The organism is Cutibacterium nasicola, assembly GCF_051303185.1.
In the GTDB taxonomy this organism is placed as follows: domain Bacteria; phylum Actinomycetota; class Actinomycetes; order Propionibacteriales; family Propionibacteriaceae; genus Cutibacterium.
In genome coordinates, this window is sequence record NZ_JBPPGE010000001.1 from 585,906 (window position 1) to 609,869 (window position 23,964).

At 63.2% G+C, this 23,964-nt stretch carries 20 protein-coding genes and 2 pseudogenes; 4 read left to right on the plus strand and 18 right to left on the minus strand.

The genetic code is table 11. The annotated features are described in order from the left end of the window. Positions 1-2 precede the first annotated feature (2 nt). From ACSJJT_RS02755 to ACSJJT_RS02820, 14 genes and pseudogenes are all read right to left on the minus strand, one after another. Entirely contained in the window at positions 3-1,970 is a 1,968-nt protein-coding gene (locus ACSJJT_RS02755; protein ID WP_435916816.1) for a TIGR03960 family B12-binding radical SAM protein, read from the minus strand. Positions 1,971-2,013: 43 nt separating this feature from the next. Next, positions 2,014-2,430 carry a nucleoside-diphosphate kinase gene (ndk, locus tag ACSJJT_RS02760; protein WP_435916817.1) on the minus strand — a complete coding sequence of 139 codons (417 nt, stop codon included), beginning with the start codon at positions 2,428-2,430 and terminating at the stop codon, positions 2,014-2,016. A 10-nt stretch (positions 2,431-2,440) separates the two neighbouring features. After that, positions 2,441-2,571, minus strand: a pseudogene (locus tag ACSJJT_RS02765) (DUF4233 domain-containing protein); the annotation flags it as partial. A gap of 2 nt (positions 2,572-2,573) precedes the next feature. Next, entirely contained in the window at positions 2,574-4,022 is a 1,449-nt protein-coding gene (locus ACSJJT_RS02770; RefSeq protein WP_435916818.1) for a bifunctional folylpolyglutamate synthase/dihydrofolate synthase, read from the minus strand. Then, positions 4,019-4,375, minus strand: coding sequence for an RNA polymerase-binding protein RbpA (locus ACSJJT_RS02775; protein WP_435916819.1), 357 nt, complete (start codon positions 4,373-4,375; stop codon positions 4,019-4,021). Before ACSJJT_RS02775 ends, ACSJJT_RS02770 begins: the two co-directional genes overlap by 4 nt. Positions 4,376-4,492: 117 nt before the next feature. Next, entirely contained in the window at positions 4,493-4,735 is a 243-nt protein-coding gene (secG, locus tag ACSJJT_RS02780; protein ID WP_181895249.1) for a preprotein translocase subunit SecG, read from the minus strand. 161 nt (positions 4,736-4,896) lie between these two features. Next, positions 4,897-5,676: a triose-phosphate isomerase gene (tpiA, locus tag ACSJJT_RS02785; RefSeq protein WP_435916820.1), complete on the minus strand. Its 780-nt coding sequence runs from the start codon at positions 5,674-5,676 to the stop codon at positions 4,897-4,899. Continuing rightward, positions 5,676-6,884, minus strand: coding sequence for a phosphoglycerate kinase (locus tag ACSJJT_RS02790; RefSeq protein ID WP_435916821.1), 1,209 nt, complete (start codon positions 6,882-6,884; stop codon positions 5,676-5,678). Before ACSJJT_RS02790 ends, tpiA begins: the two co-directional genes overlap by 1 nt. Positions 6,885-7,006: 122 nt before the next feature. Then, positions 7,007-8,014, minus strand: a complete 1,008-nt coding sequence (gene gap, locus ACSJJT_RS02795; protein ID WP_435916822.1) for a type I glyceraldehyde-3-phosphate dehydrogenase — start codon at positions 8,012-8,014, stop codon at positions 7,007-7,009. A gap of 222 nt (positions 8,015-8,236) precedes the next feature. Next, the gene (gene whiA, locus ACSJJT_RS02800; protein WP_435916823.1) at positions 8,237-9,226 is read right to left on the minus strand and encodes a DNA-binding protein WhiA; all 990 of its coding nucleotides are present in this window, start codon (positions 9,224-9,226) and stop codon (positions 8,237-8,239) included. Positions 9,227-9,283: 57 nt separating this feature from the next. After that, positions 9,284-10,252 carry a gluconeogenesis factor YvcK family protein gene (locus ACSJJT_RS02805; RefSeq protein WP_435916824.1) on the minus strand — a complete coding sequence of 323 codons (969 nt, stop codon included), beginning with the start codon at positions 10,250-10,252 and terminating at the stop codon, positions 9,284-9,286. Continuing rightward, on the minus strand, positions 10,249-11,124 hold the full coding sequence (gene rapZ, locus ACSJJT_RS02810) for an RNase adapter RapZ (RefSeq protein WP_435916825.1): 876 nt from the start codon (positions 11,122-11,124) through the stop codon (positions 10,249-10,251). The genes ACSJJT_RS02805 and rapZ overlap by 4 nt, the downstream gene beginning before the upstream one ends. Further along, positions 11,121-13,160, minus strand: a complete 2,040-nt coding sequence (gene uvrC / locus ACSJJT_RS02815) for an excinuclease ABC subunit UvrC (RefSeq protein WP_435916826.1) — start codon at positions 13,158-13,160, stop codon at positions 11,121-11,123. Before uvrC ends, rapZ begins: the two co-directional genes overlap by 4 nt. 53 nt (positions 13,161-13,213) lie before the next feature. Then, positions 13,214-13,612, minus strand: coding sequence for a winged helix-turn-helix transcriptional regulator (locus tag ACSJJT_RS02820; RefSeq protein ID WP_435916827.1), 399 nt, complete (start codon positions 13,610-13,612; stop codon positions 13,214-13,216). A 377-nt stretch (positions 13,613-13,989) separates the two neighbouring features. Here ACSJJT_RS02820 and ACSJJT_RS02825 point away from each other — a divergent pair, with 377 nt between their 5' ends. Continuing rightward, a complete protein-coding gene (locus ACSJJT_RS02825; protein WP_435916828.1) occupies positions 13,990-14,736 on the plus strand; it encodes a histidine phosphatase family protein in 747 nt (248 codons plus the stop codon). Then, positions 14,733-14,970 (plus strand): annotated as a pseudogene (locus tag ACSJJT_RS02830) (hypothetical protein); the annotation flags it as partial. The gene ACSJJT_RS02825 and the pseudogene ACSJJT_RS02830, both read left to right, overlap by 4 nt. A gap of 30 nt (positions 14,971-15,000) precedes the next feature. On the opposite strand, the gene uvrA reads toward ACSJJT_RS02830, so the two are convergent. Beyond that, positions 15,001-17,952 (minus strand): excinuclease ABC subunit UvrA, encoded by a 2,952-nt coding sequence (gene uvrA / locus ACSJJT_RS02835; protein WP_435916829.1) that lies wholly within the window; start codon positions 17,950-17,952, stop codon positions 15,001-15,003. A 155-nt stretch (positions 17,953-18,107) separates the two neighbouring features. On the opposite strand from uvrA, the gene ACSJJT_RS02840 reads away from it, so the two are divergent. Together ACSJJT_RS02840 and ACSJJT_RS02845 are read left to right on the plus strand one after the other, a co-directional pair. Next, positions 18,108-18,851: a maleylpyruvate isomerase family mycothiol-dependent enzyme gene (locus ACSJJT_RS02840; protein WP_435916830.1), complete on the plus strand. Its 744-nt coding sequence runs from the start codon at positions 18,108-18,110 to the stop codon at positions 18,849-18,851. A 43-nt stretch (positions 18,852-18,894) separates the two neighbouring features. Further along, a complete protein-coding gene (locus ACSJJT_RS02845; RefSeq protein WP_435916831.1) occupies positions 18,895-19,551 on the plus strand; it encodes an MBL fold metallo-hydrolase in 657 nt (218 codons plus the stop codon). Positions 19,552-19,568: 17 nt separating this feature from the next. Here the strand turns inward: ACSJJT_RS02845 and ACSJJT_RS02850 are convergent, their stop codons facing one another. From ACSJJT_RS02850 to ACSJJT_RS02860, 3 genes are all read right to left on the minus strand, one after another. Then, positions 19,569-20,561 (minus strand): TerC/Alx family metal homeostasis membrane protein, encoded by a 993-nt coding sequence (locus tag ACSJJT_RS02850; protein ID WP_435916832.1) that lies wholly within the window; start codon positions 20,559-20,561, stop codon positions 19,569-19,571. Positions 20,562-20,765: 204 nt separating this feature from the next. Next, positions 20,766-22,871: an excinuclease ABC subunit UvrB gene (gene uvrB / locus ACSJJT_RS02855; protein ID WP_435916833.1), complete on the minus strand. Its 2,106-nt coding sequence runs from the start codon at positions 22,869-22,871 to the stop codon at positions 20,766-20,768. Positions 22,872-22,934: 63 nt separating this feature from the next. Further along, a complete protein-coding gene (locus ACSJJT_RS02860) occupies positions 22,935-23,945 on the minus strand; it encodes a YeiH family protein (RefSeq protein WP_435916834.1) in 1,011 nt (336 codons plus the stop codon). Positions 23,946-23,964 lie beyond the last annotated feature (19 nt).

Here is a 23,964-nt window from a genome sequence, read left to right on the forward strand (position 1 = left end):
CGTCACCCCTCCTCAGACGGTGCAACTGTCGCCGGCGCAACATCAGGCACGACGGGCGTCAGAGGGATCAGTGGGTGTCCCGACGGCCCCACCTGAATTTCAGTGCCCATCTGTGGGCACACTCCGCAGTCGTAGCAAGGGTTCCAGCGACAGTCGTCAACAGCCTCGCCATCCAGGGCGTCCTGCCAGTCGTCCCACAACCAGTCACGGTCGAGTCCAGAATCCAAGTGGTCCCACGGCAGCACCTCTTCGTAATCACGCTCGCGAGTGGTGAACCAGTCCAAGGAGACGCCGAGGGGCTCGAGCTCCTGCTCACAGCAGGCCACCCAGCGCTCGTAGGAGAAGTATTCGTTCCAGCCATCGAACACTCCCCCGTCGCGCCACACGGCCTCAATGACGTGGCCGACACGACGATCGCCGCGCGACAGTAGCCCTTCAATGATCCCCGGGCGTCCGTCGTGGTAACGCATACCGATCGACCGACCGAACTGGCGATCAGCGCGGATGGAATCACGCAGCACCGACAGGCGATGATCGACCTCGTCGGCGGAGGCTTGAGCAGCCCACTGGAACGGGGTGTGAGGCTTGGGGACAAAACCACCAATGGAGATCGTGCAGCGGATGTCTTTGCGCCCGGCAGCGGCTCGACCCGCCTCAACGACGTGAGAGGCCATGTCATGGATCCCCAGCACGTCCTCATCGGTCTCCGTGGGCAGACCACACATGAAATACAATTTCACCTGACGCCACCCGTTGCCGAATGCTGTGGCGACGGTGCGGATGAGGTCACCCTCGGTCACCTGCTTATTGACGACTCGGCGCATCCGCTCCGAACCGCCCTCAGGGGCGAAGGTCAAACCAGAGCGACGACCATTGCGGCTCAATTCGTTGGCCAGATCAATATTGAAGGCATCGACGCGCGTGCTCGGCAGAGACAACGAAACGTTCGTGCCCTCATATCGATCAGCCAACCCCTTAGTGATGTCGGAAATCTCCGAGTGGTCCGCACTCGACAGACTCAACAGGCCAACCTCTTCCAGACCGGTCGCCTGCAAACCGCCGTCAACCATCTGGGCGATGGTGTCGATGGACCGCTCGCGCACCGGACGGGTGACCATGCCTGCCTGGCAGAACCGGCAGCCACGGGTACAGCCGCGAAAGATCTCCACCGAGTAGCGCTCGTGGACGGTCTCGGCCACTGGGACGATGGGCTTCTTCGGGTACTGCCACTGATCAAGGTCCATGACGGTGTGCTTGGAGATGGTGAACGGCGCCTCCGGACGATTGGGAGCAACTCGACCGATCGTTCCGTCGTCGAGGTAATCGACGTCGTAGAAAGAGGGCACGTAAACCCCGCCAGTCTCGGCGAGCCTCACCAACAGACCTTCGCGTCCACCCGGCCGGCCCTCCTGTTTCCACTCCCGGATGATCTCGGAGATCTCCAGGCAGGCCTCCTCACCGTCACCCAGGACGACAGCGTCGATGAAGTCGGCGACGGGCTCAGGATTGAAGGCGGCATGACCGCCGATGAGGACTATGGGGTCGTCGTCGGTGCGATCATCCTGATGGACGGGGATACCGGCCAGGTCGATGGCATTGAGCATGTTGGTATAGCCCATCTCCGTCGACAGCGAGATCGACATGACGTCGAAATCACGAACCGAACGGTGACCGTCAAGGGTGAACTGGGGAATCCCAGCGGCCCTCATCTGCTTCTCCATGTCCGGCCACACGGAGTACGTGCGCTCGGCCAGGATCCAGTCGCGTTCGTTGAGCACCTCGTAGAGGATGGCCACGCCCTGATTGGGCTGGCCAACCTCGTACGCGTCGGGGTACATCAAGACCCAGCGCACGTCAGCGTCCTGCCAATCCTTGACGATGCTGTTGTGCTCCCCACCCACGTACTGGATGGGCTTGTTGACTCGGGCCAGCAGTGGTTCAATCCGACCGAGGAGATCCTGGGTACTCACGAACGGTCATGCTAGGCGGTTCGTGCTGGATCACGGAATCAGATCACACCAGATCGGGGAACCAGATGCCGATCTCGCGCTCGGCGGATTCCGAACAGTCAGAGGCGTGGACGAGGTTGCGGTTCTTGAGTGTGCCGTAATCGCCACGAATCGTTCCAGGAGCAGCCTCGGCGCAGTCAGTCTGTCCATTCATGGCGCGAACGACCTGGATGGCCTTACGTCCCTCGAGCACCAGGGCGACCAGCGGCCCCGAGGTGATGAACTCCTCCAGCGGAGGGTAGTAGTCGCGTCCGACGTGCTCGGCGTAATGGTTGGATGCGGTATCGACATCAATCGTGCGCAGCTCCATTGCGCGCATGATGAGACCCTTGGTCTCGTACCTGCTGATGATCTCGCCAATGAGATGACGCTCAACGGCGTCCGGCTTCAGCAGGACCAGGGTACGTTCCGTGTCAGTCATGGCCCCAACCTATCGCAGCGCGGATCGTCAGGCCGAAAATGATGGCCTCGAAGGCGAGGAAACTCACCACACCTTCGTCATCGGGTTTTCTGCGGGCAGGGTGAGGAAGCTGCCCTTTCCGTTCCCGGGCTGCACGGCCATCGTCACCAACTCTGGTCGTCGTCATTCATGTCATCATCGGGCAGCGGGTCGAGACGCTGGCCCTCCATCGCCTCGATCTGTTCCTCGGACAGCTCCGGAGCTTCGACAACAGCAGTCTGGGGGGCATCAGGCATGGTGCCGTTGGGACGCAGGATCGCCCTGGCACGACCCGCCAGCACAACGGATCCGGCGATGAGGACACCGGCCCCCGGCCCGGACGCATCGGCGATGCGCAGGGCCTCTTCGAGTGCCTCGGGGACGTCGACAACCCGGGTGAGGTGGTCGTCGTCCCAATGAGCCGACGCCTTCTCCGCCAAGTCGTCGACACTCAAAACACGTGGCAGATCCGGCATCGAGGTGACGACGATGTGAGTGACCGAGTCCGACAACACCGCCAGCACCCCGTCGATGTCCTTGTCCGCCATTGCCGCCACGACAGCGATGAGGGGCTCGACCTCAAAGGACTCGCGCACCCCTGCCATCGCAGACGTCGCTCCGTGGGGATTGTGGAAGGTGTCGAGGATGACGAGCGGAGACCGGCGGACCACCTCGAGACGAGCCGGAGCCTCCACAGCCGCCAAACCCTGCTCGATGATGGCGGGCTTGAGCGGTCCGGTGAGGGCCTCGGCCGCCGCAACAGCCTGGGCAGCATTGTGAGCCATGTGCTCACCGAAGACCGGCAGGAACAATTCGCCCAACGGGCCCGACACGGTCTGGATGCGCAGCACCTGACCACCGACAGCACTGCGGCGGTCCGAGAGGCCCCAGTCGGGCCCCTCCAGCAGCGGCTTGACGCCGGCGTCGGTGCACTGAGCCAACAGGATGGGTGCGGCTTCCGGTTCCTGGCCAGCAATGACCGGCGTGCAACCCGGCTTGATGATTCCTGCCTTCTCGGCGGCAATCTTGTCGATGGTGTTGCCAAGGATGTGCATGTGATCCATGGCCACAGGGGTGACGACGGCGACGGTAGCGTCGACGACATTGGTGGCGTCCCAGCGTCCTCCAAGACCGACTTCGACGACGGCAACGTCCACCGGGGCATCCGCGAAAGCCGCGAAGGCCATGGCCGTCATGACTTCGAAGAAGGTCATATGGATGCCGTCGATGTGCTGGCCGTCAACCATGGCCACCATGGGCTCGATCTGGTGCCAAGTCTCGTCGAACAGCTCGTGGCTGATGGGCCGACCGTCGATGCAGATGCGCTCGGTGACGTCGACCAGGTGCGGGGAGCAGTACCGCCCCACCCTCAGACCGGCTGACCGTAGCAGCGAGTCGATCATGATGGCCGTCGATCCCTTACCGTTGGTGCCAGCAATCTGGATGACGGGACAGGCCTGCTGAGGGTTGCCCAGCAGGTCGAGAAGAGCACGTTCCCGGTCAAGGCCCGGGCCGATGCGATGCTCGGGCCAACGAGCGGTCAGCTCTGCCACGAGCTGCTCGTGGCTGCTCAATAGATGACCTCACCATCACGGCGACGCTGGCGCAGGTTCTCCAGCGCTTCGGCAAGGATGGCAGCAGCCTCGGCGTCGCTGCGACGCTCCTTCACATAGGCCAGATGGGTCTTGTAGGGCACGATCTTCGGCGGAGCAGGAGGATTGGCCTGGTCGCGGTTGGCCGGCAGACCGCACTTCGGGCAGTCCCAGGTGTCGGGGATCTCTGCTTCGGCCGAGAAGGCCGGGCGGATCACGTGGTGGTTGGCGCAGAAGTACGAGATGTACTCGCGAGGAGCGGCCTCGCCGCGCTCAGCCTCGCCCAGGGGGCCGGCACCGACGCGACTTCCGCGGATGGCGCTTCCACCTGACATTCGTTCACTCTCCTCGAGGGGTCACACAGCTGCCTGAGGGCAGCGTTGTTGGGGGGGAGGAGGGAGGGATAGCCCTCCCTTGTGCTCCGGGGCGGCAGAAGGCCGTCCGATTCCGGCTCAGGAATGGCTGTAGAGCACCAGCAGAACAATGATGGAGACCAGCCACAGCAGGCCAATGACGACCGTCAGACGGTCAAGATTCCGCTCAGCCACGGAGGTGCCACCCATCGAGGTCGACACACCTCCACCGAAGAGGTCGGAGAGCCCGCCGCCCTTGCTCTTGTGGAGAAGGACGAAGAGGGTGAGGATGACACTCAGCACGCACAGGATGATCGACATCGTCAGCACGGGCCAGGTCATGAGGGGAGCCGAAATCACGTCGTACAGGGTAACTCACGGGCCGCCGGATCCCCACATCGAGACCCGGAATCATGCGAGAATTGTGCATACACATCAGCCCAGGGACGAAAAATGACCCCCGCACCGAATGGTGCGGGGGTCATCGTTGAACGTGTCGCAGATCAGGCCTGGTAGAAGGTCACGATCTTGGAGAAGTCGCCAGCCTTGAGCGAAGCGCCGCCCACGAGGGCGCCGTCAACGTCTGGCTTGGCCATGATCTCGGCGACGTTGGCCGGCTTGACCGAGCCGCCGTACTGGATGCGCACGGCCTCGGCGGTCGGGGCATCGTAGAGTTCCTTGATGGCCTCACGGATGGCCTGGCAGACCTCCTGAGCGTCGTCAGCAGTGGCTGTCTCGCCGGTGCCGATGGCCCAGATGGGCTCGTAGGCAATGACGAGCTTGGCGACCTGCTCGGCTGAGATGCCGTCGAGGTCAGCCTTGATCTGGGCGACGGTGTGCTCGACGTGCTTTCCAGCCTTGCGGACCTCGAGGTCCTCGCCACAGCAGATGATCGGGGTCATGCCGTTCTCGATGACCTTCTTGGTCTTGGCGTTGACCACCTCGTCGGACTCGTTGTGGTATTCGCGACGCTCGGAGTGACCAACGACGACGTAGGAGCAGCCCAGCTTTGACAGCATGCTACCGGAGACCTCACCGGTGTAGGCACCATCGTCGTGAGCGGAAATGTCCTGGGCACCGTAGGCGATCGGCAGCTTGTCGCCATCGATGATGGTGGCCACGGTGCGGATGTCGGTGAACGGCGGGATGACGACGGCCTCGGACTTGGAGGAGTCGTGTCCGGCAGCCTTGAGAGCCTCACCGAGATCCTGGGCGAGGGAGGTGGCGGCAACGTGATCGAGGTTCATCTTCCAGTTGCCGGCCATGATCGGGGTACGGGACATCAGTTGTTCTCCTTAAGGACTGCGATTCCGGGCAACTCCTTACCCTCCATGAGCTCGAGGGAGGCGCCACCACCGGTGGAAATGTGGCCGAACTGGTCGTCGGCGAAGCCGAGGGCGCGAACGGCGGAGGCGGAGTCTCCACCGCCGACCACCGAGAGACCGTCAACCTCGGTGAGAGCCTGGGCAACGGCCTTGGTGCCGAGCTCGAGGCCCTTGATCTCGAAGACGCCCATCGGGCCGTTCCAGAACACCGACTTCGCGCCCTTGATGGCCTCGGCGTAGGCCTTCTCGGTCTCCGGGCCGATGTCGAGACCCATCTTGTCGGCAGGAATGGCATCGACGGGGACGACGTCAACGTGGCCGACGGTGTGGGCATCGAAGTCGACGTCGGAGGCGACGCGGACGTCGGTCGGCAGCAGGATCTGCTTGCCAGCGGCCTTGGCGGCCTCGAGATACTTCTTGCAGGCCTCGATGGAGTCATCGTCAACCAGGGACTTGCCGACCTCCAGGCCCTGGGCCTTGAGGAAGGTGAAGAGCATGCCGCCACCGACGATGAGAGTGTCGGCAACCTTGAGCAGGTTGTCGATCACGGCGAGCTTGTCGGCAACCTTGGCGCCACCAAGGACGACGACGAACGGACGTTTCGGATCGGCAGTCAGGCCCTCGAGGACCTCGACTTCCTTGGCGACAAGGGAGCCCGCAGCGCTCGGCAACAGTTTGGCGACGTCGTAGACGGAGGCCTGCTTGCGGTGCACGACACCGAAGCCGTTGGAGACGTAGATCTCACCGAAGGAGGCATACTTCTTGGCGAGCTCAGTGCGCTCAACCTCGTCCTTGCTGGTCTCGCCCTTCTCGAAGCGGACGTTCTCAACCAGAGCGATCTCGCCGTCGGCGAGGGACTCGGAGGTCTTGGTGGCGGAGGGGCCGACGACGTCCTCAGCAAGCTTGACGTCGAGGTTCATAAGTTCGCCCAGACGCCTGGCAACCGGGGCCAGGGAGTACTTGGGGTTGACGGCACCCTTGGGGCGACCGAGGTGGGCGAGCACAGTGGTGCGGGCGCCGGCCTCGTGCAGCTGGGTCAGGGTGGGCAGGGCGGCCTTGATACGGCCGTCATCAGTGATCTTGTCCCCGTCGAGCGGGACGTTGAAGTCACACCGGATGACGACGCGCTTACCGCGCAGGTCTCCGAGATCTTCAACAGATTTCATGTGGAAGCCCTTTCTTGAGGTGATGGTCGTGAACGATCTTTCACGGGCGCCGCGGCCCGGATACGGATGACGGCCCCGCGCCCGCATGGGCACGGGGCCGTCATCAGCTCACGATGGTGAGATCAGACAAGCTTGCTGGCGACGAGCTTGGTGAGGTCAACCAGACGGTTGGAGTAGCCCCACTCGTTGTCGTACCAGGAGAGAACCTTGACGAGGTTGCCGATGACCTTGGTCTCGGTGGCGTCGAAGATCGAGGAGTGCGAGTCACCCTCGATGTCCTTCGACACGATCGGATCCTCGGTGTAGGCCAGGATACCCTTCAGCGGACCCTCAGCAGCCTTCTTGACAGCAGCCTGGACCTCTTCAACGGTGGTCTCCTTGGAGGTCTGGAAGGTCAGATCGGTCAGCGAGCCGGTCGGGGTCGGGACGCGGACGGCGAGGCCGTCGAACTTGCCCTTGAGCTCCGGCAGGACCAAGGCCACAGCCTGAGCAGCACCGGTCTTGGTGGGGATCATGTTGAGGGCAGCAGCGCGGGCGCGACGCAGATCCTTGTGAGGAGCGTCCTGCAGGCGCTGGTCACCGGTGTAGGCGTGGACGGTGGTCATGATGCCGCGCTCGATGCCGAAGGCGTCGTTGAGGACCTTGGCCAGCGGGGCGAGGCAGTTGGTGGTGCAAGAAGCGTTCGAGATGATGTTGTGCTTCTCGGTGTCGTAGTCGTCGCTGTTGACGCCCATGACGAAGGTGCCGTCAACGTTCTTGCCAGGAGCGGAGATGATGACCTTCTTGGCGCCAGCTTCGATGTGGCCCTTGGCCTTCTCGCCATCGGTGAAGAGTCCGGTGGACTCGACAACGATCTCAGCGCCGAGCTCCTTCCAGGGGAGGTCAGCGGGGTTGCGCTCGGCGAGGACCTTGATGGTCTTGCCGTCAACGGTGATGGAGTCATCGTCGTAGCTGACCTCACCCGAGAAACGACCCATGATGGAGTCGTACTTCAGGAGGTGGGCCAGGGTCTTGGTGTCGGTGAGGTCGTTGACGGCCACGATCTCGAGGTCAGCACCCTGCTCGGAGAGGGCGCGGAAGAAGTTACGGCCAATACGGCCAAAACCGTTGATACCAACCTTGACGGTCATTAAGGAATCTCCTCCGGATGAGGTTTGTGCGTTCAGCACTCGGACATCTCCAAGCATAGCGACCAAGGGCAATGGACACAGCACTGGGCCCGCATTGTGGCAGTGTCACGGGCGAACGATCACGAGCGTCGATCAGATCGACGCACACATGACCATGTGGTTGCGCGAATCCCTCCCCTAGTGGGGAGCAGCAAAGGCCAGTTGTGGGCGCCGGGATGGCGATCACGCGCGGTCGTCGCGCATCTCGGGAGGAAGACTCTCCAACGTGGTGGGCTCACCGTTGTTGCGGGCCGTCTTGTCGGCCAGGGCCAGCAGACGACGAATCCGTCCGGCAATGGCGTCCTTCGTCAGCGGAGGCTCGTGCAGCTTGCCCAATTCCTCCAAGCTGGCGTTTCCATGCTCAAGGCGAAGCTGGCCAGCGGCCCGGAGATGCTCCGGAACAGAGTCCCCGAGAATGTCCAGCGCGCGTTCCACCCGGGCACTGGCAGTAACAGCCGCCCTGGCAGAACGTCGCAGGTTGGCGTCGTCAAAATTGGCAAGACGATTCGCCGACGCCCTCACCTCGCGACGGAGACGACGGTCCTCCCATGCCAGCACGGATTCGTGAGCACCCATCCGCGTCAGCATCGCGGAAATGGCGTCACCGTCCCGGACCGTCACACGACTGATGTGTCGGGACTCCCGCTGCTTGGCGTGGATCCCCAGTCGGCGAGCCGCACCCACCAGGGCCATGGCGGCCCCCCCACCGGGAGCGGTGATCTCCATGGCCATGGAACGACCAGGCTCGGTCAGGGAACCACGGGCGAGGAAGGCACCACGCCACGCGGCAGCCTGGCAGCACCGTCCACCACCGACGACCGGAGCCGGAAGCCCATGCACCGGGCGACCGCGACGATCGATCAGACCCGTCAGGCGCGCCAGATCAGCGCCGCCACGCACCATCCGCACCAGATACCGGGTGTTGGAATTCAAACCAGCGCCGTTGACGACGACCAGGTCGGTGTCGAAACCGAAGACCTCCTGGATGGACTGACGAAGTCGTCGCGCCGCTCCCCCGGTATCGACCTCGGCCTCGATCGTGATGTGGCGATGCTGCACCAGATGAATGCCACCTGCGAAGCGAAGGGTGGTGGCGATCTCGGACCGGCGGCAGCACAGCTTCTGCACCGGCACCGTCGCGAGTTCGTTCTTCACCTGCAGGGTGAGCGCCATGTGGTTCTAGCCTCCGGAAAGGAATACGAGGGGTGACAGGGTGATCATAGGCGACAATCAGCGAGGCTGGACGCCCATGATGTTGGCGTATGCCGACGCCAACCGCAGAGGGTCATGCCGAGCCGATCCATCACGCATTGCCAAGTCGTCGACGACGATCTCAGCTCCCAGATTGCGGGCAAACGATTCCAGATGGGGATCCTGCCCGGCGAACCCGCGATCGACGAGGACGACGTCGAAGCGCATCCGTGGCTCGTGCTCGGCGATGACCTCAAGATGTCGCGCGGGGGTGAACCCGTCCGTCTCGTCAGCACCGGACACGTTGAGGGTGAGGATCTTGCGCGCCTTCGACTCAAGGACCGCGTTGACGATTTCGGGCACCAGGAGATGTGGCATGACCGAGGTGAACCACGACCCAGGCCCCAGGATGAGGTTGTCGGACTCGCGAATCGCGTCCAGCGCCTGGGGACAGGCCCCTGGCTCGGATGGCTCCAACCTCACCTTGAGCACCTCGGCCCGAGTCTTGGCGACCGTTGCCTGCCCGGTGAGGGTGTACTCCTCGTCCGGCTGGTTCGGGTCCAGACCGACCACCTGGGCGCTGATGTCCAGTGGGGTCAGGGACATCGGCAGTACGCGGCCCCGGACGTCAAGGAGCTGACCGACCATGTCCAGGCCGGACACAGGGTCACCAAGCTCCTGCCACAGGCCTGCGATGAGAAGGTTGCCGATGGCGTGACCGGCGAGCTCCCCCGTGCCGTTGAAACGTGCCTGCAGCACCTCGGCCCAGGTACGACCGAGGTGATCGTCAGCACACAGCGCGGCAAGGGCACGACGCAGGTCGCCCGGCGGCAGGATGTCGAACTCCTCGCGCAGCCGACCGGAGGAGCCACCATTGTCGGCGACGGTGACCACAGCAGTGAGACGGTCCGTGAGCCGCCGCAGGGCACGCAGCGACACGGCCAGCCCGTGCCCACCGCCGAACGCCGTGACAATCGGCAGCGTCGAAGGGGTTGACACCATCGTCATTCCTTCCCAAGATCTCGGTGCAGGACGGCGGTGCGGTGTCCACGAACCGCCAGACGGGCGGACAATTCCTCGGACATGGCGGTACTGCGATGTTTTCCGCCGGTGCAGCCAACGGCCACCGTGACCTGCTTCTTGCCTTCCCGAAGATACCCCGGAGCCATGCCAACCAGGAGTTCCTCGACTCGATCGATGAACTCGGTCGCGCCTGCCTGGGCCATGACGTAGGAGGCGACGTCGGAGGACAGACCCGTCTTGGGACGAAGTTCCGGAACCCAGTACGGGTTCGGCAGGAAACGGACGTCGAAGACAAGGTCGGCGTCGATCGGTACCCCACGCTTGAATCCGAAAGACATCACCTGGAAGGCCAGGCCCTCGTCGATCCCCTCGGCGAACGCGTGGTCAATGCGTTGGGCGAGCTGACGAGCGGTGATGGAGGTGGTGTCGATGACAAGGTCGGCCTCGGCACGCAGGTCGGAGAGCATGCGACGCTCGAGGGCGACGGCGTCAAGGAGATGACCTCCCTGCTGAAGCGGCATGGGGCGACGGCTGGACTCCTGACGACGCACGATGGTCTCGTCGGAAGCTTCCAGGAAGACGATGGCGGGTTCGATGTCACGCTCGTCAAGGGCGTCAACGGCCACTCCCAAGGTGTCGAACATGATCCGGCTTCGAACGTCGAGGACGACCGCCAGACGATCGATGTCATTGGCGCCAATCTCGTCGACGAGAGCCCCCAACATCACTGGGGGCAGGTTGTCGACGACATACCAGCCCAGGTCCTCCATGGCGTGGGCCGCGGTACGACGGCCAGCACCCGAGATGCCGCTGATGATGACAACTCGCGGAGTCTTGGTCGTCTGCTCGGTGCTCACGATTCAAGGGTAGTGCTGTTACCAGAATCGGCCAGTCCGTCGGCGTCGACGACCTCACCGGTCGCCGTGTTGATCGCCTCGCCGGCCTTGTCCTTCGAGAGGGCCGCGACGACCTCTCCTGCGAGTTTGGGGCCGAACCCAGGAACCTCGGCAATATCCTCGACGGTCGCCTTCCGTAGCGCCCGCACTGACCCGAAATGGGAGACGAGGGCCTTGCGACGGGCCTCCCCCAGCCCGGAGACCCCGTCGAGGACGGATTCCACCATCGCCTTGGATCGCTTGGACCGGTGGAACGTGATGGCGAACCGGTGAGCCTCGTCACGCAGACGCTGCAGCAGGTAGAGCCCCTCGGAGGTACGCGGCAGGATGACCGGCCACTCCTCGTCCGGGAGCCACACCTCCTCCAGGCGTTTTGCCAACCCACACAGTGCGATTTCATCCTCGAGGCCAAACTCCTCAAGGACCTCCTGCGCGGCGTGAACCTGAGGTGCGCCGCCGTCGACGACGATGAGGTGCGGGGCGTAGGCGAACTTGCGGGGTGCACCAGTGGTGGGGTCGATGAGAGAACCGACGTCACCGTCAGGGGTTTGCGCCTCGGCCATGGCGTCGCGGTCCTCGACGAGGCGACGCAGCCGTCGCGACAACACCTCGTGCATCGCGGCGAAGTCGTCGGACCCCTCGAATCCCTTGATGATGAATCGCCGGTACTCGGACTTACGCGGCATGCCGTCCTCGAAGACGACCATCGACCCGACGACATTGGTTCCCTGGATGTGGGAGATGTCATAGGACTCCATCCTCAGTGGAGCACGGTCCAGGCCGAGGGCCTCCTGGATGTCCTCCAGGGCTCGGGTGCGGGTGGCCAGGTCCGAGGCTCGCTTCAGCTTGTGCTGGGCCAGGGTTTCCTCGGCGTTACGGGTGACGGTGTCCATGAGGGTCGCCTTGTCACCGCGGCGGGGTACCCGGATCTCGACGTGGGAACCACGTTCGGAACTGAGGATCGTGGACATGACGTCGGGGTTCGCTGGGTTGATGGAGACGAGCACCAGTGGCGGGATGGCGTTGCCATGACCGTCGTCACGGACCTGGCCGTCACTGGAATTGATGCCGTAGAGCTGGGTGAGGAAGGTTTCCATGAGCTCGGCCTCGTCGGCGTCGTCGGCGCGGTCTGCTACCCAACCACGTTCGCCACGGATGCGTCCGCCCCGAACATGGAAGATCTTGACCCCCACCTCCAGCGGGTCAACGGCCATCGAGATGACGTCGGCGTCGGTCCCGTCACCGAGAACGACGGCATTGCGCTCCAACGTCTTGGACAGGGCTTCCAGGGAGTCACGAATGACGGCGGCACGTTCGAATTCCAGATTCTCGGAAGCCTCCGCCATCTCCGACTCCAGCCTCTTGACGATCCTCGTCGTGCGACCGGCCATGAAGTCACAGAACTCGTCGGCGATCGCGCGGTGGGCCTCCGGGGAGATCCGACCGACGCAGGGGGACGAGCACTTGCCGATGTAGCCGAGCAGACAGGGACGACCCTGGTTCTTCGCCCGATTGAAGACGCCGGTCGAGCAGGACCTCATCGGGAAGACCCGCAGCAGGGTCTCGACGGTGTCGCGGATCGCCCAGGCCTGGCCGAATGGTCCGTAGTAGCGCCATCCTTTGTGATGAGCACCGCGACCGACGAAGACACGCGGGTACTCGTCGGTCCAGGTGAAGCACAGCCACGGGTAGGACTTGTCGTCGCGATACATGACGTTGAACCGCGGATCGAATTCCTTGATCCAGGTGTATTCGAGCTGGAGGGACTCCACCTCGTTCTGCACCACCGTCCACTGCACGTGGGCAGCGGTGGTGACCATGCGCTGGGTGCGCGGGTGGAGGGCTGAAGTGTCCTGGAAGTAAGAGTTGAGCCGGTTGCGCAGATTTTTGGCCTTGCCGACGTAAATGACCTGCCCGTGTTCGTCACTGAATCGATAGACCCCTGGTTGGGTCGGGATGGTTCCCAGGGCGGGACGGTAGGTGGACGGATCGGCCATGGTGGCAAGCCTAAGGGGTCGTGACGACGTGGCAGCTCACTCCAGGCGCTGCGTCATCTGGCGGAGGATGCAACCTGTTCCTGACAGCTGGCGCCGCAGCGCTCCAGCGCATCAAGGACGCCGTGGAGGCTTCGGCCAAGATCAGTGAGTTCGTCGTCGACGCGCGGAGGCACCTCGGCGTACACCGTGCGAGTGAGCAACCCTGGTACTCCATCACACGCAGATTGGAGGTGAGAACCTTCTGCGAGACGCCACCAAAACTCGGAGAATCGCATCTTGCCGCCCATGAGGTCACGAAGGATGAGGACCCGCCACTTCGAGTCGATGAAAATCAATGCCGTCTCGACCGGACAGTCCGGTACATCCGCTTCCGCCATCTCCCCCATCCCTGTGGCCTTCACCCAGCTGACCTTCTCTCCCGACGTTGTCCTCAGGGTATTGCGCTTCTTCATGCACAAGTTACCTCAAGGTAGCCATCGCACATGAAAGTGCCTACTTCACTGAAGTTCTGTTCCGAGCAAGACTCCGCACAGTGCCTCGCGATTGTGTCGGGGCATCAGAATTGACCTCACTCCCGAGGAACAAGCACCCATGAGGATCGCCATGATCGTCGCCAACGGCAAGGCCTGGTCTCACACCACCGCACAGGCAATCAAGCGTGGCCTGAACGTGCTGCGCCAGGGCCACGGTGTGAGTGGACCTACCTCTGCCCCGCCGCTGACTTCCAGGCAGATGGGTCTGAAGGACACGATGTCGTCCTCGGCGGGGAGGAGTTCAGCACCGATGCCAAAGGCACCAGCACGATCAGTTTCGCCGGTAGGCTGGCCACGTGCATCTTCTCCTCATTCGCCACGGCCAGTCCGAAAACAATGCCAATGCGGCAAAATCCGTCGAGGCGTATCGGAAGGGGCGCAAACCCGACCCCGAACTCACCGAGCTTGGTCACCGCCAGGCCGAGGCCCTGGGGGCATGGATCGGATCGGTCTCTCCGCGACCGACCACGCTGTACTCCTCCCCCATGATGCGCACCATTCAGACGGCAACGCCGGTCGCCGAAGCGCTCGATCTTCCCATCACGGTCAGCGATCTCATCTTCGAGCGCCCCGGTCTGGTTCAGGTTGTTGACGGGGTCGAGATCGGCCACCCGGGGTCGCCGCTGTCGACCCTGTCTTCCATCACCGATCGCGCAGTCTTTCCCGAGACGATCACCGAGGAGGGCTGGCGCGAGGCCCGCATCGAAACTGCCGCAGAGGCGGCAGATCGTGCCGGTCGCATCGCCGAATGGGTGCGTGAGGCGCACGATGACGACGAGTGCATTGCGCTGGTGGCCCACGGGGCCATCGGATCGATGCTCCTGCTCCACCTCATTGCCCCACACCTTGCCGCTGAACTGCGAAATCACGCCATCGGCAGCGAACCCCATTGGGTCGGTTTGCAGAACACTGCCACCTCGATGATCGAACTTCACCCGAACGGATATGAGGTGCACTGGATCAACCGGGTGGATCACCTCATCGAAGCAGGCATGGTTCACGGCGCCGTCGCCGCCTCCACCGGCAACCCCGGCACCCGCTGAGCGCAGGCACACGATCATGTCCCACCACTCGACGCGAGATCTTGCGCACCACCGGGGGAGTCGTTGTCCTGGCCACCTGCGGGGCGATCACCGGTTGCAGCAGCGACCAGAACTCCGACGACGTGCACACCTGCCCGGCGACGATCCGGGCCGCTGACGTCGGTTGACGGTGGAACCGTCATCGACGGTACGAACTTCGTCTTCACCAAGGCCACAATGGCCGAGAAGGAGGGCGTCTTTGATCGTCAGCGGTTCCTGAACCACTCAGTGGGTCTTCTTGCGGGAAGCGGAAGCCTTCTTCGCACTCTTTTTCTTGGCCTCGGTCGGCTCCTTCATGAGAGTCGACTCGCCGCCGACGGGCACTTCATGCCCAGCCAGGATCTCGGACAAGAACTGCCCGGTATAGGAGCCCTCAACGGTGGCCACCTGTTCCGGGGTCCCTTCCGCGACGACCAGGCCGCCCCCATTTCCACCTTCGGGACCCATGTCGATGATCCAGTCAGCGGTCTTGATGACGTCAAGGTTGTGCTCGATGACGAGAACCGAGTTGCCCTGATCGACGAGCCGTCCCAGCACCAGCAAGAGTTTGCGAATGTCCTCGAAATGCAGCCCCGTCGTAGGTTCGTCAAGCACGTACAGCGTCTTGCCGGTGGAACGCTTCTGCAGCTCTGAGGCCAACTTCACGCGCTGTGCCTCTCCACCCGACAACGTCGTTGCCGGCTGCCCCAACCGTACGTAGCCTAGTCCCACCTCGACGAGAGTCTTGAGGTGGCGGTGGATCGAGGAGATCGGCTCGAAGAAGGTGCACGCCTCCTCGATGGGCATGTCGAGCACCTCGGCGATGGTCTTGCCCTTGTAGTGGACCTCCAAGGTCTCGCGGTTGTACCTGGCCCCATGGCAGACCTCGCACGGCACGTAGACATCGGGGAGGAAGTTCATCTCGATCTTGATGGTGCCGTCGCCCTGGCAGTTCTCGCAGCGTCCTCCCTTGATGTTGAAGGAGAACCGGCCCTGTTGGTAACCGCGCACCTTGGCCTCAGGGGTCTGGGCGAACAGCGCTCGAATCTTGTCGAAGACCCCGGTGTACGTTGCCGGGTTCGACCTCGGTGTCCGGCCAATCGGGGACTGGTCGACGTGGATGATCTTGTCGACCTCGTCTACCCCGGTGATCGTCGAGTGCCTGCCGGGGACCGCCCGAGCGCCGTGGATCCGGTGGGCCAACGAGGTGTAGAGGATCTGATTGACCAAGGTCGACTTACCAGAGCCACTCACTCCAGTGACGACGACGAGCTGACCCAGCGGGAAGGTGACGTCAACGTTCTGCAGGTTGTTCTCACGAGCCCCCTTGACCACCAGCTGCCGTCCGGAACGAGGGCGTCGGGCCGCTGGCAGCGGAATGGACCTCTTGCCCGACAGGTACGCGCCCGTCACCGACCTTTCGCTGGCCAGCAGTGCGTCAACGGTTCCCGAGACGACCACCTCGCCGCCGTGCTCGCCGGCACCCGGGCCAACATCGACAACCCAGTCGGCGACGCGGATGGTGTCCTCGTCGTGCTCGACGACGATGAGAGTGTTGCCGAGATCCCGCAGTCTGCCGAGGGTGTCGATGAGACGGCGGTTGTCTCGCTGGTGCAAGCCGATGGAGGGCTCGTCGAGAACGTAGAGCACACCGACCAGTCCAGAACCGATCTGAGTGGCCAGCCGGATGCGCTGGGCCTCTCCACCGGACAGTGACCCTGCTGACCGCGACAGGGTGAGATAGTCCAGACCGACGTCGACCAGGAATCGCAGCCGCGCCCGAACCTCCTTGACAACCCGTTCGGCGATGGTCGCCTCACGCTCCGTCAGTGTCAGGGCATTGAGGAACTGCGAGGCGTCCCCGATGGACATGTCGGAAACCTCGGCGATGCTGCGACCGCCAACCGTCACCGCGAGGCTCGTCGGCTTGAGCCGCTTGCCATGGCAGTCCCGGCACGGCACCTCACGCAAGTACTGCCCCCACCGGGAGCGGGCGGAGTCGGTCTCAGCCTCGTCATAACGACGACGCACGTAGTGCAGCACTCCCTCGTAATTCTGCGAGTAGGTACGCACCCGGCCGAACCGGTTGCGGTACGTGACCATCACCGGGTCGCCGTCACCATGCAGCACCAACTTGCGGGCCTTCGCCGGAAGCTCTGACCAGGGCAGGGTGGCATCGAAACCGTGGTTCTCCCCGAGACCGGCGAAGACGTGCTGGTAGTGGTTGGCCACTCGCGGTCCCGACCACGGCGCGATGGCCCCCTCGAACAGGCTCAATCCCGAATCGGGAACCACGAGTTCAGGATCGACCTCGAGAGTTGCCCCGAGCCCCGAGCAGGTCGGGCAGGCACCCCAGGGGCCATTGAAGGAAAACTGGCGAGGTTCCAGCTCATCAATGTCGATGTCATGCTGATTGGGGCAGGCCATCGTCTCGGAGAATCGACGTTCGCGATGCGGGTCGGAAGGGTCGCGATCGACGAAGTCAATACCCACGATTCCGTGAGCCAGACTGAGGGCAGTCTCCACGGACTCGGTCAGACGTTGCTTGGCCAACGGTTTGACCGCGATCCGGTCGACGACGACGTCGACGTCATGCTTGCGTTTCTTGTCCAGGGGCGGCACTTGACCGAGCCGATGGACCTCGCCATCAACGCGCACACGAGTGAACCCGTCAGTCGTGAGCTGCCGGAAGAGTTCGACGTACTCACCCTTGCGACCACGGATGACCGGTGCCAGCACCTGGAACTTCGTACCCCCGTCCAGGGCCATCAACCGATCGACGATCTGCTGAGGGGTCTGACGACTGATGAGCTCACCGCACACCGGGCAGTGGGGCTTGCCGATCCGGGCCCAGAGCAGACGCAGGTAGTCGTGGATCTCGGTGATCGTGCCGACCGTCGAACGGGGGTTGCGCGAGGTGGACTTCTGGTCGATGGAGACGGCGGGGCTCAAGCCCTCGATGAAGTCGACGTCCGGCTTGTCCATCTGCCCCAGGAACTGACGGGCATAGGAGGACAAGGACTCCACATAACGACGCTGGCCTTCAGCGAAGACAGTGTCGAAGGCAAGGGACGATTTTCCCGAACCTGACAAGCCAGTGAACACGATCATGGCGTCCCTGGGGAGATCCAGGCTGACGTTGCGCAAATTGTGCTCTCGGGCACCGCGGACGATGATGTGGTCACTCACAGGCTTCATGGTAGAGGCCGCGAAAGACAGTTCCACGGCTCTGCGCGGTCGGCAGAACAGAACACGGATGAGCCTTTCGAACCCCCTGTGAACCTGAAGCTAGCAGGCCGGTCCAGTGGTCGTTCATCTGGCAACTTCGTTGAAGTGCCAGTAGGTTGGACGGCATGAGCGCAGCCACACGACCGCCAGGTCTGTGTCCGAGCACTCCCCGACACGAAATCCGCATTGCCGAGCGGGAAGCTACACAACGTCTGCTCGGGGCCACCATGGGCTTGTCTGATGAGGAATGGCAAGCTCCCAGTCGATTGGCTGGCTGGACTCGCGCGCACATCGCGACCCACATCGCCCGCAACGCTGAGGCCCTGGAAGCAGTGACGAAGGCCGTAGTCGCTGACCATGAGGTCCCCCGTCTCTATCCCTCCGACGAGATCCGCGACCGCGACATCGAACGTGGCTCAGAACGCACTGGGGTGGAGTTGCAGATCGACCTGGACACCACGGCTGGCTCCCTCAACACCACCTTCGACTCCCTTGAGGACATGGCGCCCGGCACTGCCGTGTGGCTCAATGACGACATCCGTGTCGACACCACCGACCTGCCAGCTCTACGACTTTCCGAAATCGCACTCCATCACGTCGACCTCGATCTCGGGATGACCGTCGACGACCTCCCTGACGTCGCGTCCCGAACCTTGTTGGAGTGGGTGTGCTTCCGGCTGCGTGACCGTCCAGAGGTCCCGGCCATGCGTGTCGTCTCCGATTCCGGACTGGTTGACCGTATCGGAGGTGTGGGATTCGCGACGACGATTCACGGGTCTGACGGCGCACTGGCAGGATGGCTGTCAGGCAGAGGTGGGACCTCGCGTCTCGCCGGGGCCGACCAATTAGCCGTCCCCATGCTCATCTGACGGGGCCCGGCGGATCGCCTGCCCGTTCCAGAAAGGAGTCGTCATGCCGCTCTACCACGTCGATCCCGGATCTGAGGCTGCCCTCATCAAGGTCAACGCGGACATCGACCTCATCAAGGTGTCGGTGGGCACGATGGACAACAACGCCTACCTCATCCACCCCGGTGCTGGGCCTGCCGTCCTCGTCGACGCAGCTGCCGATCCTGGTCGGCTCAACGCCCTCATCGGGACAACTGAGGTGGGAGCAATTGTGACGACCCATCGTCATCAGGACCATACCGGGGCTCTCGCGGAGATGGTCACCATCACGGGTGCTCAGCCGTGGTGTGGAGAGCCCGACGCCGAGGCCATTGAGGCCAGCACCGGGGTGACCTGCCGCACGGTGTGGGACGGCGATCTCTTCCGCCTCGGCGACATCGAACTCGACGTCATCGGTCTGGTGGGCCACACCCGCGGATCCATCGCCCTCCGGTTGCGCGGCAATCCGAGCGACCACCTCCTCACAGGCGATTCCCTCTTTCCCGGCGGGGTCGGCAAGACCAGTGGAAGCCGTGAGTTCGAAAGGCTCTACAACGACGTCTGCATGAAGATCTTCGCGCCGATGGCCGACACCACGGTCATCCACCCCGGACATGGAGATGCCACAACGGTCGGAGAGGAGCGTCCCAACCTTCCGTTGTGGCGTGCCCGCGGCTGGTGATCCCGGGCGCATGAGGGTCAAGCCTCGATCCTGGCCTTCGCGTCATCCCGCTTGCTCTTGATGACGCTCGCGACGGTGGTGAGGACCAGGGCCGCGACGATGACGGCCAGGGACACACCGATCGAGACCTCGGCGCTGATACCGAACCAGGCCTGATCCAAGCCGTAGTGATGCAGGGCGTGGCCGATGAGCTTGAGGGCGATGAAGCCCAGGATGACGGCCAGGCCGAGGGACAGGTACACCAGACGCTCGAGCAGGCTTCCGATCAGGAAGTACAACTGGCGCAGGCCCATGAGAGCGAAGACGTTGGCGGTGAAGATGAGGTAACCCTCGCTCGTCAGGCCGTAGGAAGCCGGAATGGAATCCAGCGCGAAGAGCAGGTCGGTCATGCCGAGTGCGACACAGACCATGGACATCGAGGTGGCCAGGATCTTGCCGTTCTCACGGACGAAGAACTTGGTGCCACGGTAGTCACCGGTGGTCGGCACCGTGCGCTTGAACCACGCCATGAGGCGACCGTCCTCGCCAGTGTCCTCGTCCTCGTCGTCCCGGTGACGGTAGTCGCGCACCTGGTCGATCGCCGAGTACAACAGGAAGGCGCCGAAGATGAAGAACACCCAGGCCCAGGCCTCCAGGATCGCCTGGCCCAAGGCAATGAAGACACCTCGAAAGACCAGGGCGACGATGATGCCCACCAGCAGGGCAAATTGCTGCAGCTTCCGTGGAACGTTGAACTTCTCCATGAGGATGAGGAAGATGAACAGATTGTCGATCGACAAGCTGTACTCGGTCAACCACACCGCGAAGAACTGACCAGCTGCGGAATGCCCTTGCAGGATCCATACGCCCAACCCGAACAACACTGCCAGGCCGACGAACACACCGACGAAGGTGGCGCATTCCCTGGTGGAGGGGACGTGAGGCCTTCGTCCCAGGATAATGACGTCGAAGAAAAGCAAGGCCCCCATCACGAGGATGGTGATGATCCAGACATACGCGTGAACGTGCAAAACCGGGCCTCCGAAGCGGGTACGAGAAGGTCCGGAGGTCTCGTCCGCACCGGCGTGAGTGGTATCACCTCACCGGGGCTGTGCGGCCGGACCGTGATGGCACGATCGTGATGACGACCACACTTTTCTCAGGAGTACTCCCCTCCAAGGACCTTCATCCTCTCACACCCGCGCCATCCGACGCGAGGTGAAACCTCGTGTGGACTACCGGTTCGCCTCCACCATCTGGCGCAATTCCTTCTTCAGGTCCGCGATCTCGTCGCGAAGACGGGCCGCCACCTCGAACTTGAGTTCGCCAGCAGCAGAGCGCATCTCGTTGGTGAGCTCGACGATGAGGCTGCCAAGATCTTCCTCAGCCATCTTCGAGGCGTCCAGGCGTTTGCCCTGGGCTGCCCGCTGCTCGTCGGTGATCATCGAGTTGTAGCCGCGACGGCCCTTGCCATAGTTGAACTTCTCGACGAGGGCGTCGGTGTCGGCCTCCTCGCGGGCGAGCATCTCGGTAATGTCGCCGATCTTCTTGCGAAGTGGCTGCGGGTCGATGTCGTGATCCCTGTTGTAGGCCATCTGGATCTCGCGACGACGATTCGTCTCGTCAATCGCAACCCGCATCGAGTCGGTGATCTGGTCGGCGTACATGATGACCTGACCGTTGACGTTTCGAGCGGCACGGCCGACCGTCTGGATGAGGGAGCGTTCCGAGCGGAGGAATCCCTCCTTGTCAGCATCCAGAATGGCCACCAGGGACACCTCGGGAAGGTCAAGTCCCTCTCGTAGCAGGTTGATGCCGACGAGGACGTCGAACTCCCCCATGCGTAGTTCCTTGAGTAACTCGATGCGCTTGAGGGTGTCGATCTCCGAGTGCAGGTACCTGGTGCGGATACCGTGTTCCATGAGGTAGTCGGTGAGGTCCTCGGCCATCTTCTTGGTCAGGGTCGTCACCAGGACACGATCGCCACGATCCACCCGGGTACGGATCTCAGCCATGAGGTCGTCGATCTGGCCACGAGTGGGCTTGACGATGATCTCGGGATCCACCAGACCGGTCGGACGAATGATTTGTTCGACGACACCGTGGGCCCGCTCAGTCTCGTAGGAACCGGGCGTGGCGGACAGGTAGACAGTCTGGCCGATCCGCTGGGTGAACTCGTCGAACTTGAGAGGACGGTTGTCGATCGCGCTGGGAAGTCGGAAACCATGTTCCACCAATGTCCGCTTGCGGCTCATGTCGCCCTCGTACATGCCCCCGATCTGCGGGACGGTGACGTGAGACTCGTCGATGACGAGCACGAAGTCCTCAGGGAAGTAGTCGAGCAGACAGTTCGGGGCCGACCCGGGAGCACGTCCGTCGATGTGACGCGAGTAGTTCTCGATGCCGGCACAGGCTCCGACCTGCTGCATCATCTCGATGTCGTAGGTGGTGCGCATCCGCAGCCGCTGGGCTTCCAGCAGCTTGCCGTCACGCTCCAGAACGGCCAAGCGCTCCTCCAGTTCCTGCTGGATCGACGCAATCGCCCGCTCCATGCGCTCGGGTCCGGCGACGTAGTGGGTTGCCGGGAAGACGTAGACCTGCTCGTCCTCGCTGATGACCTCGCCGGTGAGGGGGTGCATCGTCGTGAGGGCCTCGACCCCATCGCCGAAGAACTCCACGCGCAGGGCATTCTCCTCATAGACCGGGAAGATCTCCAGGGTGTCGCCGCGCACTCGGAAGGTGCCCCGCTCCCCCGAGATGTCGTTGCGAACGTACTGGTTGGTGACGAGGTCTCGCAACAGCTCGTCACGGTTCCACTCCTGGCCGACCTCCAACGGGATCATCCGATCGACATACTCCTGCGGAGTACCCAGACCGTAGATGGCCGAGACGGTCGCCACCACGATGACATCCCGCCGAGTCAGCAGGGAGTTCGTTGCGGAGTGACGCAGCCTCTCGACTTCTTCGTTGAGGCTGGAATCCTTCTCGATGTAGGTGTCCGTCTGAGGAATGTACGCCTCGGGTTGGTAGTAGTCATAGTACGAGACGAAGTACTCCACCGCGTTGTCCGGAAAGAAGGTGCGCAGCTCCTGGGCGAACTGGGCAGCCAGCGTCTTGTTGGGCTGCATGACGAGCATGGGACGCTGCAGCTTCTCCGCCAGCCACGCGACCGTAGCCGTCTTGCCAGTACCGGTGGCGCCGAGCAGAACGACGTCCTGCTCACCGTTCTTGACCCTCCTCTCCAGTTCCGCAATGGCCTGCGGCTGGTCACCGGAAGGCTCGAACTCACTGACGACGTGGAAGGGCGCAACACGGCGAGTGATGTCGGTAACTGGACGCATGGGACCAACCCTAGTTCGGTGCCACCCCGATGCGGGACCACCGAATTTCAGCTCAGTGGGAACTCAGACCAAGGCAAGAACGAGGAGGAGGGAAACTCCGGCGGCAACGGTCGCCGACATCGCACCGAGCCCGATGGCACGTCCACCGGTGGAGGCAAGGACTTTGATACGAACACCGGCACCCATCGCAGCCATGGCGGCCGTCAGCAGGATCGTGGCAATCACGTCGGCCCCATCGGTCAGCCAGGAGGGCAGGTCGAAGATGGAGCGAATGACGACCATGATGAGGAACCCGAGGACGAAGTGCGGGATGATCGGCCCTGTCTTCGTCCCGGTGTGACGTTGAGCACTGCGTTTCTGGGACAGGCCCACCAGGGCGATGAGCGGTGCCAGCAGCACGACGCGACCGAGCTTGGTCACCACGGCAACATCCGTGACGTGGGCAAGGTTCCCCGCCGCCACGACCTGGCCAACCTCATGGATTGATGCACCGAGCCACACCCCGGTCTGACGCGGGGTGAGCCCAATGACGCCGGCCAACCATGGGAAGAGCAGAAGTGCCACGGTGCCGAAGAGGGTGACCGATGCCACCGCAGTCGCCGCGGCGTCGTCGACCTGACCACGTCCCTCCTCACCCTTGAGGTCGGGGCGTACGACAGCCGACATACCAGCCACCGCGGCGGCACCACAGATACCGGTACCGGTGGCGGTGAGGATGCGGGTCGGCCCGGACAGTTTCACCGCGCGGCCGAGGAAGGTGGTGGCGAACCAGGTCACCGTCACAGTGACGAGGATGACGACAATCGGCGCCCAACCCAGCTTCGCCACCGTCGGCAGGGACAGCCGCAGACCGAGCAGGACGACACCAGTGCGCAGGACGACCTTGTTGGTGAAGGCCACCCCTGGCTCGGCAGAGGGATGGATGAGCTTGGTGTTGCGCGCAATCACCCCGAGAATGATGGCTATGAGCATGCTGGACAGTAGCGGTACGACGTGACTGATCCCGTAGGAAATTGCAGCCGCGACGGCCATCAGTCCCAGACCTGGCAGAAGTTTTGACACGGATTGTGGCACGATGCACATCCTCGCACGA